Here is a 16,961-nt window from a genome sequence, read left to right as displayed (position 1 = left end):
GAGAAGTGGCGCGGGCGCGTCTTTAATCCTGCTAGCCGGTTGCGGCCGATGACACAGGAGCATTCATCATGAGTGTAATGTCGAAGGCGGCGTTGCCATTGCTGGTGGTGACCAGCCTGCTTGCGGGCTGTGCCACCCACAGTGACGGCAGTGCGCCCCTCAATCAAAGGACTTGGCCCATCTGCAGCCTGCTCGGTGGTGCGGTGGGTGGTGGCCTTGGCGCCATCGAAAACTCGAGCTGGGCGGCCGGCCTCGGTGCCCTCGGCGCGATCGCCGGTGGGCTGATCTGTTATGCCCAGGATGGTGACGAGGATAAGGACGGTGTGTTCGACCGTCGCGACCGCTGCCCCGATACCCCGGCCAACACAGCGGTTGACCACATGGGCTGCCCGCTGCCGCAGTATCCGCCATCCAAACCTGCACCGCAGGCCGAACCCGAGGTGATCACCCTCGACGACCAGGGCCAGGTGATGTTCGCCTTCAATTCCGCCGACCTCACCCCAGGTAGCGAGGAGCGCCTGAAAAGCCTGCTACCGCGCCTCAGCGAGCTGGGTGTCACGCGCATCAAGGTGGTCGGGCATACCGACAACGTTGGCTCCGACAGCTACAACCAGGCGCTTTCCGAGCGCCGTGCCGCCAGTGTCGCCGAGTACCTGATCCGTCAGGGCCTGGCGCCGCAGAAGGTGACCAGCGAAGGCCGTGGCGCCCGTGAGCCGATCGCCGATAACGCCACCGATGAAGGGCGTGCGCACAACCGACGGGTGGACTTGCACCTCAACTGACTGCGCTGGCGCGTGCCTGGGCATGCAGGTAGTGTTGGCTGCGCGGCGCGCTTGCTCGGGCCGCGTAGACATAACAATAAATAGACACGTAGGGGCGGGGTATGAAGTTCATCCTGGGCCTGGGCAAGGTCCTGACCGTGGCGTTCTGGGGCGTGGTGCTGTTCAACCTGATGATGCCGCAACCGTTGCCGTTGAATCTGTTGATCAATGCCTTGGGCATTTTTGTGTTGAGCCTGCATTTTCTTGAAGTGCTGTTTTTCAATGGCAGCTTGCGTGGCCGCAGCCATCGCTGGTTCGACCGGTTGCAGATCCTGCTGACCGGTATTTTTCATGTCATGTCCGTTCCCCGTCCGCAGGAGGCGCCTCGCCATGCGTAAATTGATGTTGCTGGCGGTATTGGCCGCACCCATGGCCCAGGCGCAGAGCCTGGAGGTTGCCTCCCATTCCATGCTGCGCCTGCCGAACAAGTCGGCCAGCGTGCACCTGGAACAATTGCGTGTAGCGGACTCGGCGACCTTGCTGCTGCCGGCGACCTTGACCGAGCTGAAGGTCGATCATCTGCAACTGGGCCGCGATGCGCGGATTGCCATTGCGCCTGCCGACGCACCGCTGCTCATCGATGTACGCAATGCTGTGCTGAGTGAGGGCAGCGAGATCAGCGCGCCAGGGGCGCCCGGCACCTATGAACGGGCTGCACGCTCTGGGCGCAACCTGGAGTTGAAGTTCGCCAAGGTCGATGCCGAGCGCCTGGCCATCGATGCCCGTGGTGGCGCCGGGGCGCCGGGGCGCCGGGTTACATGGGCCTTGATGGCGCCAATGGCCAGGCTGGCGGCTGCACCTGGGGCCAGGCAAGCAAAGGGGCGAATGGCGATGACGGTGGCAACGGGCATGATGGTGCGCCTGGCGGGCGAATTCGCCTGAGCCTGCCGCAGGGGTTCGCGCAGGAGCGCGTTGTGGTACGCCTGGAGGGTGGTGCGCCGGGCAAGGCCGGGGCCGCTGGCAAGGCCGGTAAAGGCGGGGCGAGCAAGGGTTGCCTGGTGTATCGCACCGATGCCGGGGCCAATGGTCGGCCGGGGCAGGAGGGTCAGCCTGGGTTGGCTGGCGCTGAGGGTGAACTGATTTTGCAGCGTCTCTGAGGCCGAGCGCCTGACTTTAGAGTTCTAGGGCCTGTGAGATCGAGCGCCGCGCGGGCGGCGCTCGGTCTCACAATCGCCGCAAATGCAGCGTAGAACGTCACATCACCAACCGCGAACTGGCCACCGCGACGACCGCCAGGCCCAGCAGCAGGTTGATCCCCACCATCCGTCGAATGCGTCCGAGCACCGCAGCGCCCGCCGGCCAGTCCTCGGCCTGCACCGCCGCCTTGAGCTCGGGCAGCAGCAATGCCTGAATGCGCATGAACAGCGCGAACATGGCAATCCCGCCACCCATCATCACATGCACATATCTGGGCGCAGTCTCGAAACCGCTGAAACGCATGTGCAACATGCCGATACCACTTATCGCCAGAATCGCCACGGCCAGCCAGACCCAGACGAAGAAGCGTCGGAAAACTTCCACCCACAGGCGCAGGCGGGCAGGCCCTTCGAGGGCTGCAACCGTTGCCGGGCGCAACACCAGCCAGGCGAAGAACATGCCGCCGACCCATACCAGGGCGGCGAGGACATGCAATGTGTAGGGCAGGGCAAAGGCAAGCATCCGGATCTCCATGCGGCACAAAGGGCAATAGCGGGGTATGATAGCCGCCCCATGCGAAACACTGAAAATATATCCAGCCCTCCGGGCGCCAGCAGACCATGATCAGCAACGAACTCAAAGCCACCATCCAGGGCGCCTACACGCGTTTTCTCGAAGCCAAGGGCCTCAAACCGCGGTATGGCCAGCGCCTGATGATCGCCGAAGTGGCCAAGGTGCTCGGCGATATCGCCTGTGACGACGAAGGCCGCCGTGCGGGCGAGCCCGCCGTGGTTGCGGTGGAGGCGGGCACCGGTACCGGCAAGACGGTCGCTTACGCGCTGGCTGCGATCCCGGCCGCCAAGGCCGCCGGCAAGCGCCTGGTGATTGCCACCGCGACCGTGGCCTTGCAGGAGCAGATCGTCATCAAGGACCTGCCGGACCTGATGCGCAACAGCGGCCTGAACTTCAGCTTCGCCCTGGCCAAGGGCCGCGGCCGTTACCTGTGCCTGTCCAAGCTCGATATCCTGCTGCAGGAGGGCCACGCACAGTCGGCCACTGCCCAGCTGTTCGAGGAAGAAGGCTTCCACATCGAGGTCGACGAGCGTAGCCAGAAGCTGTTCAACAGCATGATCGAAAAGCTCGCCGGCAACCGTTGGGACGGCGACCGCGACAGCTGGTCGGAGGCCGTCGAGGACCAGGACTGGGCCCGCCTGACCACTGACCACAGCCAGTGCACAGGCCGCCACTGCCCGAACTTCCAGCAGTGCGTGTTCTACAAGGCCCGTGAAGGCATGGGCAAGGTCGATGTGATCGTCACCAACCACGACATGGTCCTGGCCGACCTGGCCCTGGGCGGTGGCGCGGTGCTGCCTGACCCGCGCGACACGGTGTACGTGTTCGACGAAGGCCACCACCTACCAGACAAGGCCATCGGCCACTTCGCCCATTATTCGCGCCTGCGCTCCACTGCCGACTGGCTGGAACAGACGGCCAAGAACCTGACCAAGCTGCTGGCCCAGCACCCGTTGCCGGGCGACCTGGGCAAGTACATCGAACAGGTGCCGGAACTGGCCCGGGAAGTGCGCACCCAGCAGCAGTTCATGTTCACCCTGTGCGAGCAGGTCGCCGATTTCCGCCCGAGCGAGGACACCGAAGGCCGAGAGCGCCCGCGTTATCGCTTCGAGGGCGGTGTGGTGCCGGAACAGATCCGCGAAGTCGGCATCGAGCTGAAAAAGGGCTTCGCCCGCCTCAATGACCTGTTCACCCGCCTGGCCGACCTGCTCAAGGAAGGCATGGACGGTGAGGTCAACATCGGCATCGCCAGCCATCAGGCCGAAGAGTGGTACCCGCTGTTCGGCAGCCTGGTCACCCGCGCCCAGGGCAACTGGGAGCTGTGGACCGCGTTCACTGCCGAAGACCCGGAAGACAGCCCGCCCATGGCGCGTTGGCTGACCCTGGCCGAAAGCGGCGCGCTGTTCGACATCGAGGTCAATGCCAGCCCGATTCTTGCCGCCGAGATGCTGCGCCGCAGTCTCTGGAGCGTCGCCCATGGCGCCCTGGTGACCTCGGCCACGCTGACCGCACTGGGCAAGTTCGACCGTTTCCGCATGCGCTCGGGGCTGCCCCGCGATGCCGTCACTTGCGTGGTGCCCAGCCCGTTCGTGCACGGCGATGCCGGCCTGTTGCGGGTCCCCGACCTCAAGGCCGACCCGCGCGACGCGGCGGCACACACTGCGGCGATCATCCGCGAACTGCCAAACATCGTCGAAGATGCCCGTGGCGCACTGGTGCTGTTCTCTTCGCGCAAGCAGATGCAGGAAGTGTTCGACGGCCTGGACCGTGACTGGCGCAAGCTGGTGCTGATCCAGGGCAACCTGTCCAAGCAGGAAACCTTGAACAAGCACAAGGCACGGGTCGACGACGGCCAGCACAGTGTGCTGTTCGGCCTGGCCAGCTTCGCCGAGGGTGTCGACCTGCCAGGTGCCTATTGCGAGCATGTGGTCATCGCCAAGATCCCCTTCGCCGTGCCCGACGACCCGGTCGAGGCGGCCCTGGCCGAATGGATCGAAGCCCGCGGTGGCAACCCGTTCATGGAGATTGCCGTGCCCGACGCTTCGCTGCGCCTGATCCAGGCCTGCGGTCGCCTGCTGCGTACCGAGCAGGATCGCGGCGTCATCACCCTGCTGGATCGGCGCCTGGTCACACAGCGCTACGGCAAGGCTATTCTCAATGCGCTGCCGCCTTTTCGGCGGGAGATTTCCTGACGGCCGGAGCACGATGCGCCGGCCCGTTGTCCATCACTCAGTCGCGGGCCCATGAGGGCCTGGAAGGAGAGCCCCAGCCCTATGATCCGCCGCACCTTGCCCGTGGTATTCACTCTGTTGTTCAGCGCGCCTTTGCTGGCCGGGCAACAGACGCTGTTCAGCTTCGTCCGCCCGGCCTCGGTGGTCAATGTGGCGACCGAAGGCACCGGCATGCCGCAGTACAATGCGGAGCAGACGGCCGAGGGCGAGGTGCTCAGGCGGGTGGTGTTCAATCCGGTCGAACGGCCGACCTTGCGCCTGAGCCCGCAGAGCGGCATGTGGGACTGGTCGGCGGGGCAGTTCCTCACCTTGCGCATGCAAAGCGCCCAGGACTGGGCTTTGACCGTCGACGTCACGCTGCTCGGCAGCGATGGGCGCATGCTGACCAGCCGTATCGACCTGCCTGCGGGGCCTGCGCAAACCGTCATGGTGCCGCTCAGGGCCAGTTCGCCGCTGAGCCAGGGCATGCGTGCGGGCCCGCCGATGCCATGGGTCTACGATGGGCAGCGGTTGCTGTTGACCAGCAGTGCTGGTGAGGTAGACCTCAAGCAGGTGGTGTCCGTCAGCCTGACCATACCCAACCCGAAAGTGGCGCAGAACCTGCTGATCGAGAAGGTCGGCATCCAGGACGACGACCTTGCCTACCAGGCGGCCTACCACGAGTTGATCGATGCCTACGGCCAGTCCACCCGGGGGCATTGGCCCGAGAAAATTGCCAGTGACGATCAGCTCAAGGCCGCTGACACTCGCGAACAGCAGCAGCTCAAGAGCTGGCTGGCTGAGCGTCAGAAGCAGCAACTGGACAGCTACGGTGGCTTGCTGGCCGGGCCGGCGTTCGCAGCCAAGGGCTTTTTCCGCACCGAGAAGCGCGACGGCCGCTGGTACCTGGTCACCCCGCAAGGGCACCCCTTCTACTCGCTGGGCGTCAATGCCGTGGCCGCCGATGGTGGGCGCACCTACGTTGCCGGCCGCGAGCGGATGTTCAAGGCCTTGCCTGGTGAAGGCGACGCACTGACGGCCTTTTATGGTGAAGGTAACAACGACGATGGCAACGCCTCGTCGCAAGGGCGCAGCTTCAAGCAGGGGCGTTGGTTCGATTTCTACGCCGCGAATATCCAGCGCACCTATGGCAAACCTTGCCCGCCAGCCGTGGAGGGGCAAGCAACCCCTGCCTGCCCACCGCTGGCGCTGGATGCCGAGCGTTGGCAGGCTCACACGCTGGACCGGCTGCAGGCCTGGGGCTTCAATACCCTGGGCAACTGGAGTGACCCGGCTATCGACCAGGCCAAACGCATGCCCTATACCTTGCCGCTGTCGATCGTCGGTGACTATGCCAGCATCAGCACTGGCATGGACTGGTGGGGCCGCATGCCTGACCCGTTCGACCCACGTTTTGCCATGGCCACGGAGCGCGCCGTGGCCATTGCCGCGCGCGATCACCGTGACGATCCCTGGCTGATCGGCTATTTCGCCGACAACGAGCTTGCCTGGGCGGCGCCTGGCAACGACCCCAAGGCGCGTTATGGCCTGGCCTACGGTACCCTGCGCCTGACCACCGACGTGCCGGCCAAACGCGCCTTCCTCAAGCAACTGCGCGACAAGTACCGCAACCAGGAGGGGCTGTCCAAGGCCTGGGGCATCGACCTGCAGGCCTGGGAGCTGATGGAAGACCCAGGCTTCGAGGCGCCGCTGCCGAATCCCGAGCACCCGGAAATCGAGCGTGATTACCAGTATTTCCAGCAGGTATTCGCCGAAACCTACTTCAAGACCATTTCTGATGCACTGAAATGGCATGCACCTAACCACCTGCTGCTGGGTGGCCGCTATGCCGCGAGCACGCCGGAAGCGGTCAAGGCCTGCGCCGAGTTCTGCGATGTACTGAGTTTCAACTTCTATACCCTCAAGCCCGAGGATGGTTATGACTTTGCCCGCCTGGCCGAACTCGACAAGCCGGTGCTGGTGTCCGAGTTCCAGTTCGGCTCCCGCGACCGTGGGCCGTTCTGGCCGGGGCCGGTGGAAGTGGCCAGGGAAGAGGACCGCGGGCCGGCCTATGGCAACTTCCTCAAAGCTGCCCTGGCACAGCCGATGATCGTCGGCGCGCACTGGTTCCAGTACCTCGACCAACCGGCCAGCGGGCGCTTGCTCGATGGCGAGAACGGCCACCTGGGCCTGGTGGCGATCACCGACGTGGCGTACCCGGGGTTCGTCGAGGCGGTGCGCAAGAGCAACCTGCAGGCCGTTGGTCAGTTGCGCAGCGAGCTGGAGAAAAAGGCCCCCTGAATGTCTACCGGGGGCGCTCAGCGCCCCTGGCACATTTGACCCTTGCGTATCGGCACCGACCATCCAGCCTTGCCCAGTAGGCAAAACCGCCAACTACTGAAACAATGCACGCCTTTGTCAGCATGGTCGTACGGAGAACAGCGGGTGCAGATCCAGGGTCACTATGAGCTGAAGTTCGAAGCGGTGCGTGAAGCGTTCGCAGCATTGTTCGAAGATCCCCAGGAGCGTGGTGCTGCGCTGTGCATCCAGGTTGGTGGCGAGACCGTGGTCGACCTGTGGGCGGGCAGCGCCGACAAGGACGGCCAGCAGGCCTGGCACAGCGATACCATCGCCAACCTGTTTTCCTGCACCAAGACCTTCACCGCCGTGACTGCGTTGCAGCTGGTGGGTGAGGGCAAGCTTGCCCTGGATGCCCCGGTTGCCCGTTACTGGCCGGAGTTCGCCCAGGCCGGCAAGCAGCACATCACCCTGCGTCAGTTGCTCAGCCACCGTGCCGGCCTGCCGGCCATCCGCGAGCTGCTGCCGGCTGAAGCCCTGTATGACTGGCAAACCATGGTCGATGCCCTGGCCGCCGAAACGCCCTGGTGGGCGCCCGGCACCGAGCACGGCTATGCCGCCATCACCTATGGCTGGCTGATTGGCGAACTGATCCGCCGCGTCGATGGCCGTGGCCCGGGTGAGTCGATCGTCGCCCGTACCGCCCGGCCGCTGGGCCTGGACTTCCACGTCGGCCTGGCCGACGAGGAGTTCCACCGCGTGGCGCATATTGCTCGTGGCAAGGGCAACGCGGGTGATGCCGCAGCCCAGCGCCTGCTGCAGGTGACCATGCGTGAACCCGAGGCGCTGTCGACTCGCGCCTTCACCAACCCGCCGGCAATCCTTACCAGCACCAACAAACCCGAATGGCGGCGCATGCAACAGCCGGCGGCCAATGGCCACGGCAATGCGCGCAGCCTGGCAGGCTTCTACGCGGGCCTGCTCGACGGCAGCCTGCTCGAATCCGAACTGCTCGACGAACTGACCCGCGAACACAGCCTGGGCCAGGACCGTACCTTGTTGACCCAGACCCGTTTCGGCCTGGGTTGCATGCTCGATCAGCCCGATGTGGCCAACGCCACCTTTGGCCTCGGCGCCCGTGCTTTCGGCCATCCAGGCGCTGGCGGCTCGGTCGGCTTCGCCGACCCGGAGCACGATGTGGCCTTCGGCTTCGTGGTCAATACCCTTGGCCCTTACGTGCTCATGGATCCAAGGGCCCAGCAGCTGGTGCGTGTGCTTGGCACTTGCCTTTGATCGGGTAAAGCGGGTATTACGCAACCCCTTTGACTATCCTCAATGCCAACGCCTGATGTGCGTTGGCAAAATATCTTTCAATTTCATGGTGTATCGCTGATGTCTTCACATAAAACCTTAGCTCTCGCCCTGTGCCTGGCCGCTATGACCGGTTGCGCCAGCCATTCCCAGGACGCCTCCAAGGACGGCGGCAGCAACTGGTGGCCGTTCGGTTCGGACAAGGTTGCCGACAAGGAAGTGAAAGCGGCGGTTACCGAGAAAGTCGCCAAGGCCGACGCCAAGTCCGAGAGTGCCAGCCACTGGTGGTGGCCGTTTGGCGGTGATGACAAGCAGGCCAAAGGGCCGGTAGTGCCGAAGATCGACGAAAAGGCCACCCAGGCCTGGCTGGACCAGTACGAACCAAAGCTGCGTGAAGCCGTCAAGGACAGCAAGCTTGAGGTTGAGCGCCGTGACAACGTGCTGGTGGTGACCATCCCGGTCGACAGCTCGTACAACCCCGACCGCCCGAACATGCTGCTGCCGATGACCCTGGCCCCGATCACCCGCGTGGCCAAGGCCGTCGAAGGCGACTCGAAGACTGCCGTGCTGGTACTCGGCCATGCCGACAGCAGCGGTGTAGCTGCCGCCAACCAGAAGCTGAGCCTGGAGCGGGCTGCCTCGGTATCGGCGATCTTCCGCCTGAGTGGCCTGCAGCGTGACCGCCTGTCGCTCAAGGGCATGGGCTCGGAAATGCCGCGTGCCGCCAACGACAGCGCCGAAGGCCGCGCCCTGAACCGCCGCGTGGAAATGCTGCTGACGCCGCAGAACACCATGGTTGCCCTGCTGGCCAAGTATCAGCACGCTGCCCCGGTGGCAACTCCGGCTGCGATGGTTGCCGTGCAGGATGCCAAGGCGCCTGCCGCCAAACCTGTAGAGACGAAGAAACCGGCCGCCAAGCCAGCAGCGAAGAAAACCGCTGCCAAACCTGCAGCGAAGACCACTGCCAAGAAGAAAGCCGCGCCAGCCAAGCCTGCCGCCAAGAAAGCCGCTACCACCGACAAGAAAGTAGCCGCCAACAGCCCTGCGAAGACCAACTGATCGTCAAGGAAACGCAGCCATGACCCAATCCCTGGCCGATATGCGCCGCGACTACACCCGTGATGGCCTGGCCGAAGCCCAGGCCCCGGGTGAGCCGTTCGCCCTGTTCCACCAGTGGTTTGCCGACGCGGTGAAGACCGAGCAACCACCGGTGGAGGCCAACGCCCTGACCCTGGCCACGGTCGATGGCGAGGGCCGCCCACACTGTCGTGTGCTGCTGCTCAAGGGCCTCGATGACCGTGGTTTCACCTTCTTCACCAACTATGACAGCGCCAAGGGCCAGCAACTGCTGGCCAACCCGTTCGCTGCCATGACCTTCTTCTGGCCGGCCCTGGAGCGTCAGGTACGGATCGAAGGGCGGGTGGAAAAGGTCACGGCCAAGGAGTCGGACGACTACTACCAGGTGCGCCCGCTGGGCAGCCGCCTGGGGGCCTGGGCTTCGCCGCAGAGCCGTGTCATTGCCAATCGTGAGGAGCTCGAAGGCCTGGTCAAGGCCACCGAAGCACGCTTCTCCGATACCCAGCCGCATTGCCCGGAACATTGGGGCGGCTACCGCTTGCTGCCCGAGCGGATCGAGTTCTGGCAGGGGCGCGCCAGTCGGCTGCATGACCGCCTGAACTACCGTCTGGTCGACGGGCAGTGGGCGCGGGAGCGCCTGGCGCCGTGACATCCCCGGGGCTGCCAGGCAGCCCCACCCCCCCCCTCTAGCCAACACTTCTTCACACATGATGAAGTAATCCGTGGCTATCCTTGGTCTGAGCTGTAACGCCCGCATTACTGGCTATCAAGGCTGTACAGGGGCTGAATGGAAATAATTTTTTTGTGCTGGCGCCGTGACAGCGGTCAAGGCGCAGCGTCTAATGGACACCTGTTTTCTGGAGATTGTACCCATGCGTAAATCCGCTTTGCTGGTGGCGACTTTCACCACCATGTCGCTGCTGCTCGGTGGCTGTGCCTCGAGCCTGACCGGTGACAGCTACTCCCGTGATGAGGCCCGTCGTGTGCAGACTGTGCGCATGGGCACCATCGAATCCCTGCGCCCAGTCAAGATCGAAGGTACCAAGACCCCGATCGGCGGTGGTGCTGGCGCCATCGTCGGTGGCGTGGCCGGCAGCGCCATTGGCGGTGGCCGTGGCAGCATCGTCACCGCGGTGATCGGTGCCGTGGCCGGTGGCCTGGCAGGTTCGGCCGCTGAGGAAGGCATCACCCGCACCCAGGGTGTTGAAATCACCGTGCGTGAAGACGATGGCAGCATGCGCGCCTATGTGCAGGCCGTGCAGGAGAACGAAGTCTTCCGCGTTGGCGACCGCGTGCGCATCATGACCGTTGACGGTACAAGCCGCGTTTCGCACTGATCGTAGCGGTAAATAAAAACCCCGAACAGGCCAGGCCTGTTCGGGGTTTTTTGTTAGTCCTGCACTGGCTTCACAGGCCGAGCATGTCGCGAGCCACGGCCTCGGCAATGCGGATGCCATCCACACCTGCTGAGAGAATCCCCCCGGCATACCCCGCACCTTCACCTGCGGGGAACAGCCCCTTCATGTTCAGGCTCTGGAAGTCCGCACCACGGGTAATGCGCAGTGGCGACGAGGTGCGCGTTTCGATCCCGGTCAGCACCGCATCATGCAGGTTGTAGCCTTTGATCTGGCGGTCGAAGGCCGGCAGCGCCTCGCGTATCGCCTCGATGGCGAAGTCCGGCAGGCTTGGCGCCAGGTCGCCCAGCGTTACACCCGGTTTGTACGACGGCTCGACGCTGCCCAGCGCCGTGGACGGTTTGCCAGCGACGAAGTCGCCCACCAGCTGCGCTGGCGCCTGGTAGTTGCTGCCGCCCATCACATAGGCGTGGGCTTCCAGGCGCTCTTGCAGTTCGATGCCGGCCAGTGGCCCGCCCGGATAGTCGCGCTCGGGGTCGATGCCGACGACGATGCCCGAGTTGGCGTTGCGCTCGTTACGCGAATACTGGCTCATGCCGTTGGTCACCACACGGCCCGGCTCGCTGGTGGCAGCCACCACGGTACCGCCCGGGCACATGCAGAAGCTGTACACCGAACGGCCGTTCTTGGCGTGGTACACCAGCTTGTAGTCGGCAGCGCCAAGTTTCGGGTGGCCGGCGTATTTGCCCAGGCGTGCCTTGTCGATCAGCGTTTGTGGGTGCTCGATACGGAAACCCACCGAGAACGGCTTGGCTTCCATGTACACGCCCTTGGCGTGCAGCATGCGGAAGGTGTCTCGGGCGCTGTGGCCCAGGGCCAGGACCACATGGCGCGAGTGCAACTGCTCGCCACTTTCCAGCACCACGCCGGTCAGCTGACCGTCTTCGATCAGCAGGTCGGTGACCTTTTCCTGGAAGCGCACTTCGGCGCCGAGGGCGATCATGTCCTGGCGCATCTGCTCGACCATGCCGGTCAGGCGGAAGGTGCCAATGTGCGGTTTGTTGATGTACAGGATCTCGTCCGGCGCACCGGCCTTGACGAACTCTTCCAGGACCTTGCGGCCGTGGTGGTTCGGGTCCTTGATCTGGCTGTAGAGCTTGCCGTCGGAGAAGGTCCCGGCGCCGCCTTCGCCGAACTGCACATTGGACTCGGGGTTGAGCACGCTTTTACGCCACAGGCCCCAGGTGTCCTTGGTGCGCTGGCGCACTTCCTTGCCGCGTTCGAGGATGATCGGCTTGAAACCCATCTGGGCCAGCAACAGGCCGGCGAAGATGCCGCACGGGCCAAAACCGACCACGATCGGGCGTTCCTGCAGGTCGGCCGGGGCCTGGCCAACGAACTTGTAGGTGACGTCGGGTGCCACGCTGATGTTGTGATCGTCGGCGAACTTGCTGAGCAGCTCGGCTTCGTTGCTGGCTTCCAGGTCAATGGTGTAGATGAACAGCAGCTCGCTGTTCTTCTTGCGCGCATCGTAGCTGCGCTTGAACAGGTTGAAGCTGAGCAGTTGCTCGTCGCGGATGCCCAGGCGCTGGACGATGGCTTCACGCAGGGCTTCGTCGGGATGGTCCAGGGGCAGCTTGAGTTCGGTGATTCGTAGCATGGCAGGGTCCAGTATCCCGGCCATGGGCGGCCGGCGGCTTTACACAAACCGCCAAGTATAAGCTGTTAGCCGCCCTGACTGGCAGGATAAAAGCGCCCGGCGATCAGTTGTCGCGCGCGCCGCCGTAGTAACCGCAGCCGCGCAGGGTCTGGCCGTCGATGCGCAGCTCGGCGCGCAGGTGACGCACGGCGCCGGTGGCGCCATCGACGCAGCGTTGCGGGGCGACCCACAGTTCCACGTGCTGGCCGTTGGCTTCGCTGGTCAGGGTCAGGCCGCCGCCGGGCACTTCTTCTTCGAGGAACGGCAGGGGCAGCGGGTCCTTGCCGACGCGGTTGAGCACCATGCCCTTGCCGCTGGCCTTGATGTCCCAATCCGGTTCGTGGCCATTGGCGCGCAGGGTCAGTTGCTTGAAATTGGGGTCGTCGCAGGCACGGGTGGAGGGCTCCAGGCGGTACAGGCGGCTGACCTCCAACTGGCCATCGTTGTCGGCCTGCTTGCTGCCGGTAAGGCGCCCGCGCACGTCGGCGAACAGTTTGGCGTTGGCGTTCTTGGCCAGGTTGACGGACTCCTGGAGGATGCCGGTGCCAGCGACGTCGTTGATCACGAAGTGGCGGCTTTCACCGCAGGGCTTGAACAACAGACGGCCGCCGCCTGCGCTCAGCTCGCCCTGCATGCGCGTGGTACCGATGTTCGGGTCACGGGGCTGCTCGGCCAGCAACTGGCAGCCGGCGAACAGGGGCAGCAGGGCAGTGAGCAGCAGGGTAGGGGTGAGGCGCATGGGGCGGGCTCCGGGGAATCTTTGCCAAAGAGCTGGCCACGATACACGTCCTGCAGGCAGAAAAAAGGGCCCGAAGGCCCTTTTTCATTCAACCACCCAAGTACGCGTCGCGCACTTTCGGGTCGGTCAGCAGGGCTTCACCGGTGCCCTGCATCACCACCCGGCCGTTTTCCAGCACATACGCCCGGTCGGCGATCTTCAGCGCCTGGTTGGCGTTCTGCTCCACCAGGAACACCGTCACGCCGTCACGGCGCAGCTGTTCGATGATGTCGAAGATCTGCTGGATGATGATCGGTGCCAGGCCCAGTGAAGGCTCGTCGAGCAGCAGCAGCTTGGGCTTGCTCATCAGCGCCCGGCCGATGGCCAGCATCTGCTGCTCGCCACCGGACATGGTGCCGCCGCGCTGGATGTAACGCTCCTTCAGGCGCGGGAACAGGTGCAGGACCTTGTCCAGCTGCTCCTGGTAGTCGCCCTTGTCGGTGAAGAAACCGCCCATGGCCAGGTTTTCCTCGACGGTCAGGCGGGCGAACACCCGGCGGCCTTCCGGCACTACCGCGATGCTCTTGCGCATGATGTGCGAGGACGGCTGGCCGACCAGCTCTTCACCGAGGTACTTGATGCTGCCGCTGTGCGACTGCGGCGAACCGCACAGGGTCATCAGCAAGGTCGACTTGCCGGCGCCGTTGGCACCGATCAGGGTGACGATTTCGCCCTGGTTGATCTCCACGTTGACGCTGTGCAGCGCCTGGATCTTGCCGTAGAAGGTGGAAACGTTCTCGAACTTCAGCATTTACGCTTCCCCCAGGTAGGCTTTGATCACGTCAGGGTTATCGCGGATCTCCTCCGGCGTGCCGTGGGCCAGGGGCGTGCCCTGGTTGATCACGACGATGTGGTCGGAAATGCTCATCACCAGCTTCATGTCGTGCTCGATCAGCAGCACGGTGACGTTGTGCGACTCACGCAGGTAGGCGATCAGTGCCTTGAGGTCTTCGGTTTCCTTCGGGTTCAGGCCCGCAGCCGGTTCGTCGAGCATGATGATCCGTGGCTGGGTCATCATGCAGCGGGCGATTTCCAGGCGGCGTTGCTGGCCGTAGGCGAGGGTGCCGGCGGTACGGTTGGCGAACTCGGTCAGGTTGACCTTCTCCAGCCAGTACTGCGCGCGCTCCATGGCCTCCTTCTCGCTGCGGCGGAAGTTCGGGGTCTTGAACAGGCCGGCGAAGAAGTTGGTGTTCAGGTGACGGTGCTGGGCGATCAGCAGGTTCTCCAGCGCGGTCATTTCCTTGAACAGGCGCACGTTCTGGAAGGTCCGCACCACGCCCTTGCGGGCGATCTGGTGGCCGGCCAGGCCCTGGATCGGCTGGCCGTCGAGCAGGATGGTGCCGCCGCTGGGCTTGTAGAAGCCGGTCAGGCAGTTGAACACCGTGGTCTTGCCGGCGCCGTTTGGGCCGATCAGCGCCACCACTTGTTTTTCCTTGACGGTCAGGGCCACGCCGTTGACCGCCAACAAGCCGCCGAAGCGCATGCTCAGGCCGCTGACTTGCAGAATTTCGCGGCTCATCGACGCAGCTCCATGTGGGGACGTTGCATAGGCAGCAGGCCTTGCGGACGCCAGATCATCATCAACACCATCAGCGCACCGAACATCAGCATCCGGTATTCGCTGAACTCACGCATCAGCTCCGGCAGCAGGATCATCACGATGGCCGCGAGAATCACGCCCAGTTGTGAGCCCATGCCGCCGAGCACGACGATGGCGAGGATGATCGCCGACTCGATGAAGGTGAACGACTCCGGCGTCACCAGGCCCTGGCGCGCCGCGAAGAAGCTGCCGGCGAAACCGGCGAAGCAGGCACCCAGGGTGAACGCCGAGAGCTTGATCACGGTAGGGTTCAGGCCCAGTGCACGGCAGGCGATCTCGTCTTCACGCAGCGCTTCCCAGGCACGGCCGATCGGCATGCGCAGCAGGCGGTTGATCACGAACAGCGCCAGCAGCGCCAGCAGCAGGGCGACCAGGTAGAGGAAGATGACCTTGTTGATCGAGTTGTATTCCAGCCCGAAGAACTCGTGGAAGGTCTGCATCCCCTCGGCGGCCTTGCGCTCGAAGGTCAGGCCGAAGAACTCCGGCTTGGGGATGTTGCTGATGCCGTTGGGGCCGCCGGTCCAGTCGGTGAGGTTACGCAGGAACAGGCGGATGATCTCACCGAAGCCGAGGGTCACGATCGCCAGGTAGTCACCGCGCAGGCGCAGCACCGGGAAGCCGAGCAGGAAGCCGAAGGTAGCCGACATCAGGCCGGCAATCGGCAGGCAGACCCAGAAGCTCCAGCCCAGGTAGTGCGAGAGCATCGCGTAGCTGTAGGCACCGACGGCATAGAAACCGACGTAGCCAAGGTCGAGCAGACCGGCCAGACCCACCACGATGTTCAGGCCCAGGCCCAGCAGCACGTAGATCAGGATCAGCGTGGCGATGTCGACCGCCCCGCGCGAGCCGAAGAACGGCCACACCAGGGCCGCGACGATCAGGCCCATGATCACATAGCGCTGGGTTTTCGGCAGGGTCAGGTAGTTGCTGACGGCTGGCGGGATCAGCTTGCGGTCCGAGCGACGGCCCATCACCGAGCTCCACTGCTTGTCGAACAGCACGCGCAGGAACATCAGCACCGAACACACGGCGATGATACTGATGGTGAACGACCCTTGGCTGTGCACCGCCAGGCTGATGCCGTCGATGCTCAGTTTCAGGCCCAGTACCGGGAAGGCCACGGCCCACACCAGCAAGGCGCTGAAGAACGCCTGTTTGAGATTTCTGTTCATACTTTTTCAACCTCCGGGCGGCCCAGGATGCCGGTCGGCCGGAACAGCAGGACAAGAACCAACAAGCCGAATGCCACCACATCCTTGTATTGGTCGCCGAAGATGTCGGCGCCGAAGGCTTCGGCCACGCCCAGCACCAGCCCGCCGAGCATGGCGCCCGGGATGCTGCCGATGCCGCCCAGTACCGCCGCAGTGAAGGCCTTCAGGCCCACCAGGAAACCGGCGTTGGGGTTGATCACCCCGTACTGCATGCTCAGCAGTACGGCTGCCACGGCCGCCAGGGCGGCACCGATGACGAAGGTCAGGGCGATGATGTTGTTGGTGTTGATGCCCAGCAGGTTAGCCATCTTGATGTCCTCGGCACAGGCGCGGCAGGCGCGGCCCAGGCGAGAACGGGAGATGAACAGGGTGAGGCAGGTCATGGCCACCAGGGTGACCACGAACACCAGGATCTGCATGTAGCTGATCAGGACTTCTTCCGCGCCGCCCGGCCCGAAGGAGAAGCTCCCGGGGATCAGGTTGGGGATGGATTTGTCCTTCGAGTCTTGCGACAGCAAGACCGTGTTCTGCAGGAAGATCGACATGCCGATGGCGGAAATCAGCGGGATCAGGCGGTTGCTGTTGCGCAGGGGGCGGTAGGCAACCCGTTCGATGCTGTAGCCATAGGCACTGGTGACGCAGATCGTCGCGACGAAAGCGACAGTCATCAGGATCGGCAACGAATGGATACCCATCATGGCCAGGCCTGCCAGGGCAATGAAGGCCACGTAGGAACCGATCATGTACACCTCGCCGTGGGCGAAGTTGATCATGCCGATGATGCCGTACACCATCGTGTAGCCGATGGCGATCAAGGCATAGGTGCTGCCGATGGTCAATCCATTAACCAGTTGTTGGAAGAAATGGTAGATCTCAGGCATTACAGCGCTC

General features: G+C 64.1%; 15 protein-coding genes and 1 pseudogene. 9 read left to right on the top strand and 7 right to left on the bottom strand.

Annotated features, from left to right (window positions below):
* The first annotated feature begins 68 nt into the window (after positions 1–68).
* The 3 genes and pseudogenes from F6X59_RS03075 (at position 69) to F6X59_RS03065 (ending at position 1,918) form a co-directional block, all read left to right on the top strand.
* Entirely contained in the window at positions 69–782 is a 714-nt protein-coding gene (locus tag F6X59_RS03075; RefSeq protein ID WP_152954443.1) for an OmpA family protein, read from the top strand.
* A 101-nt stretch (positions 783–883) separates the two neighbouring features.
* Entirely contained in the window at positions 884–1,159 is a 276-nt protein-coding gene (locus tag F6X59_RS03070; protein WP_152954439.1) for a DUF1145 domain-containing protein, read from the top strand.
* Positions 1,152–1,918 (top strand): annotated as a pseudogene (locus tag F6X59_RS03065) (collagen-like protein). Before F6X59_RS03070 ends, F6X59_RS03065 begins: the two are co-directional and overlap by 8 nt.
* A gap of 97 nt (positions 1,919–2,015) precedes the next feature.
* Here F6X59_RS03065 and F6X59_RS03060 read toward each other — a convergent pair.
* A complete protein-coding gene (locus F6X59_RS03060; RefSeq protein ID WP_152954437.1) occupies positions 2,016–2,480 on the bottom strand; it encodes a CopD family protein in 465 nt (154 codons plus the stop codon).
* Positions 2,481–2,578: 98 nt separating this feature from the next.
* On the opposite strand from F6X59_RS03060, the gene dinG reads away from it, so the two are divergent.
* From dinG to F6X59_RS03030, 6 genes are all read left to right on the top strand, one after another.
* Positions 2,579–4,723 (top strand): ATP-dependent DNA helicase DinG, encoded by a 2,145-nt coding sequence (gene dinG, locus F6X59_RS03055; protein WP_152954435.1) that lies wholly within the window; start codon positions 2,579–2,581, stop codon positions 4,721–4,723.
* A gap of 81 nt (positions 4,724–4,804) precedes the next feature.
* Positions 4,805–7,042, top strand: a complete 2,238-nt coding sequence (locus F6X59_RS03050) for a beta-galactosidase (protein WP_152954433.1) — start codon at positions 4,805–4,807, stop codon at positions 7,040–7,042.
* Between the two features lie 144 nt (positions 7,043–7,186).
* The gene (locus F6X59_RS03045; protein WP_346652675.1) at positions 7,187–8,332 is read left to right on the top strand and encodes a serine hydrolase domain-containing protein; all 1,146 of its coding nucleotides are present in this window, start codon (positions 7,187–7,189) and stop codon (positions 8,330–8,332) included.
* 99 nt (positions 8,333–8,431) lie between these two features.
* Complete coding sequence (locus tag F6X59_RS03040; protein ID WP_152954429.1) at positions 8,432–9,409, top strand: OmpA family protein; 978 nt, start codon at positions 8,432–8,434, stop codon at positions 9,407–9,409.
* 19 nt (positions 9,410–9,428) lie between these two features.
* The gene (gene pdxH, locus F6X59_RS03035; RefSeq protein WP_103449444.1) at positions 9,429–10,076 is read left to right on the top strand and encodes a pyridoxamine 5'-phosphate oxidase; all 648 of its coding nucleotides are present in this window, start codon (positions 9,429–9,431) and stop codon (positions 10,074–10,076) included.
* A gap of 223 nt (positions 10,077–10,299) precedes the next feature.
* Positions 10,300–10,764: a glycine zipper 2TM domain-containing protein gene (locus F6X59_RS03030; protein ID WP_152954427.1), complete on the top strand. Its 465-nt coding sequence runs from the start codon at positions 10,300–10,302 to the stop codon at positions 10,762–10,764.
* Between the two features lie 70 nt (positions 10,765–10,834).
* Here F6X59_RS03030 and F6X59_RS03025 read toward each other — a convergent pair whose 3' ends face one another.
* From F6X59_RS03025 to livH, 6 genes are all read right to left on the bottom strand, one after another.
* Positions 10,835–12,442 (bottom strand): NAD(P)/FAD-dependent oxidoreductase, encoded by a 1,608-nt coding sequence (locus tag F6X59_RS03025; protein WP_152954425.1) that lies wholly within the window; start codon positions 12,440–12,442, stop codon positions 10,835–10,837.
* Between the two features lie 103 nt (positions 12,443–12,545).
* Positions 12,546–13,220, bottom strand: coding sequence for a COG3650 family protein (locus tag F6X59_RS03020; protein ID WP_152954424.1), 675 nt, complete (start codon positions 13,218–13,220; stop codon positions 12,546–12,548).
* Between the two features lie 88 nt (positions 13,221–13,308).
* Positions 13,309–14,010 carry an ABC transporter ATP-binding protein gene (locus F6X59_RS03015; RefSeq protein WP_152954422.1) on the bottom strand — a complete coding sequence of 234 codons (702 nt, stop codon included), beginning with the start codon at positions 14,008–14,010 and terminating at the stop codon, positions 13,309–13,311.
* Positions 14,011–14,778, bottom strand: coding sequence for a high-affinity branched-chain amino acid ABC transporter ATP-binding protein LivG (gene livG, locus F6X59_RS03010; protein WP_008097486.1), 768 nt, complete (start codon positions 14,776–14,778; stop codon positions 14,011–14,013).
* Entirely contained in the window at positions 14,775–16,031 is a 1,257-nt protein-coding gene (locus F6X59_RS03005) for a high-affinity branched-chain amino acid ABC transporter permease LivM (RefSeq protein WP_152954419.1), read from the bottom strand. Before F6X59_RS03005 ends, livG begins: the two co-directional genes overlap by 4 nt.
* Positions 16,028–16,951 carry a high-affinity branched-chain amino acid ABC transporter permease LivH gene (livH, locus tag F6X59_RS03000; RefSeq protein ID WP_152954418.1) on the bottom strand — a complete coding sequence of 308 codons (924 nt, stop codon included), beginning with the start codon at positions 16,949–16,951 and terminating at the stop codon, positions 16,028–16,030. Before livH ends, F6X59_RS03005 begins: the two co-directional genes overlap by 4 nt.
* Positions 16,952–16,961: the final 10 nt, after the last annotated feature.

It is taken from the genome of Pseudomonas sp. MN1F (assembly GCF_009391885.1).
Taxonomy (GTDB): Bacteria; Pseudomonadota; Gammaproteobacteria; order Pseudomonadales; family Pseudomonadaceae; genus Aquipseudomonas.
The sequence above is the reverse complement of the archived record's forward strand: the minus strand, read 5'-3'. Positions and strand labels throughout refer to the sequence as shown.

What these genes read in the sequence shown, in the direction of transcription:
- F6X59_RS03075 (WP_152954443.1), top strand. Translation starts at nt 69, where the DNA reads ATGAGTGTAATGTCGAAGGCGGCGTTGCCATTGCTGGTGGTGACCAGC.
- F6X59_RS03070 (WP_152954439.1), top strand. Translation starts at nt 884, where the DNA reads ATGAAGTTCATCCTGGGCCTGGGCAAGGTCCTGACCGTGGCGTTCTGG.
- F6X59_RS03060 (WP_152954437.1), bottom strand. Translation starts at nt 2,480, where the DNA reads ATGCTTGCCTTTGCCCTGCCCTACACATTGCATGTCCTCGCCGCCCTG.
- dinG (WP_152954435.1), top strand. Translation starts at nt 2,579, where the DNA reads ATGATCAGCAACGAACTCAAAGCCACCATCCAGGGCGCCTACACGCGT.
- F6X59_RS03050 (WP_152954433.1), top strand. Translation starts at nt 4,805, where the DNA reads ATGATCCGCCGCACCTTGCCCGTGGTATTCACTCTGTTGTTCAGCGCG.
- F6X59_RS03040 (WP_152954429.1), top strand. Translation starts at nt 8,432, where the DNA reads ATGTCTTCACATAAAACCTTAGCTCTCGCCCTGTGCCTGGCCGCTATG.
- pdxH (WP_103449444.1), top strand. Translation starts at nt 9,429, where the DNA reads ATGACCCAATCCCTGGCCGATATGCGCCGCGACTACACCCGTGATGGC.
- F6X59_RS03030 (WP_152954427.1), top strand. Translation starts at nt 10,300, where the DNA reads ATGCGTAAATCCGCTTTGCTGGTGGCGACTTTCACCACCATGTCGCTG.
- F6X59_RS03025 (WP_152954425.1), bottom strand. Translation starts at nt 12,442, where the DNA reads ATGCTACGAATCACCGAACTCAAGCTGCCCCTGGACCATCCCGACGAA.
- F6X59_RS03020 (WP_152954424.1), bottom strand. Translation starts at nt 13,220, where the DNA reads ATGCGCCTCACCCCTACCCTGCTGCTCACTGCCCTGCTGCCCCTGTTC.
- F6X59_RS03015 (WP_152954422.1), bottom strand. Translation starts at nt 14,010, where the DNA reads ATGCTGAAGTTCGAGAACGTTTCCACCTTCTACGGCAAGATCCAGGCG.
- livG (WP_008097486.1), bottom strand. Translation starts at nt 14,778, where the DNA reads ATGAGCCGCGAAATTCTGCAAGTCAGCGGCCTGAGCATGCGCTTCGGC.
- F6X59_RS03005 (WP_152954419.1), bottom strand. Translation starts at nt 16,031, where the DNA reads ATGAACAGAAATCTCAAACAGGCGTTCTTCAGCGCCTTGCTGGTGTGG.
- livH (WP_152954418.1), bottom strand. Translation starts at nt 16,951, where the DNA reads ATGCCTGAGATCTACCATTTCTTCCAACAACTGGTTAATGGATTGACC.